General features: G+C 56.6%; 1 protein-coding gene. It reads right to left on the bottom strand.

What is annotated here, in order from left to right; all coding sequences use genetic code 11:
- Nucleotides 1-736: NB-ARC domain-containing protein (locus tag V6D20_20505; GenBank protein ID HEY9818161.1), on the bottom strand; the 736-nt coding region annotated here is incomplete at its 3' end.
- Nucleotides 737-1,179 lie beyond the last annotated feature (443 nt).

Genomic DNA, 1,179 nt, shown 5'->3' with positions numbered 1-1,179 from the left:
TAAAACAAGCCCGCAAACTATACTTGCGCTGTTTCTCCTGATCCAGCGCCTCCCATGCCTCCGTGGAGTCCAGCAACGCCACCGCCACCGCCCGCCGTTCTTCCTCAATCTCCTGGCGTAGCTCCGCCCAGGTCAAGCCATCCTGCACCTGGTTCGCCGCCAAGTCCAACGCCAGCGGCAAGTAGCTCAAAGACTTGGCAAACCCCCTAAACTCTGCCTCATCTTCCTCTCGCCAAGCCTCCCCCAGTTTTTGCTGCACCAGGGAAATCGCCTCCGCTTCCGTCATCAAATCCAGTTCGTGATACTCCGCCCCCGCCAGCCGCGCCTCCCGCGTTGTTACCAACACCCGACATCCTGATCCCCCGACCCGAAACCACTCCGCATGAGCCGCATTCCACACATCATCCACCACCAGCAACATTCGCCGCTCGATCAGCAAATTGTGCAGATAGTCTCGCGCTAGCTCCAGTGTCGTCACCGAATAGCTATCCCGCGACTTGTCCAACGTCCGCACCCAATCCCCCAACAGACTTGCCAAGTTAGGGTTCTGGCCCAGCGTCACCCACAAAACTCCATCCGAGAACCGCCCCTGCACCTGGGGATCCAGCGCGATCGCCGTTGCCAGCACCGATTTGCCCAATCCCCCCAGACCCGAAATAGCGCTCACCACCAGGGTTTGTCCACAATCCGCCAGCAGCTTCTCCTTCACCGCCGCCAACGCCCTGGGCCGCGGCACAAAGTTCTCCGGCAACCGCACCCCAGGGAAGGGCGCGCCGGGTTTTAAGCCTAGTGATGACGATGCTCCTAGTTCCGATGTCTCGATGCCAGGAGCAGCTACTTTTTTCCAGGGGCGATCGCCTCATCCACTTTCATCAATGTCGGGAACAAGCGTTGTATCGCATTCTTGATGTGATTGCGCACCATACCGCTCATAGCTCCACAGGCAAAATACTTAGACTCATACTAACAGCTTCCAACATGGCAAAAGGCATCCGAACCACCCAGGACAACCTATGAATAAGTCAGCATCCGCGATCGCTCCTCCCAACCAGAAGCGATATTGTAGCGAGCGGGTTAAACATTAAACTTTATCGGAAATAGGAGAGAAGTCGCTGCAAGTCAACGTCACCCGTAGTTGTTTGGGATTAAGCGGCTTCTGTCAGAGAATTCCGTTGCTTT

The sequence above is a fragment of the Candidatus Obscuribacterales bacterium genome, assembly GCA_036703605.1.
Classification (GTDB): Bacteria; Cyanobacteriota; Cyanobacteriia; order RECH01; family RECH01; genus RECH01.
The sequence above is the reverse complement of the archived record's forward strand: the minus strand, read 5'-3'. Positions and strand labels throughout refer to the sequence as shown.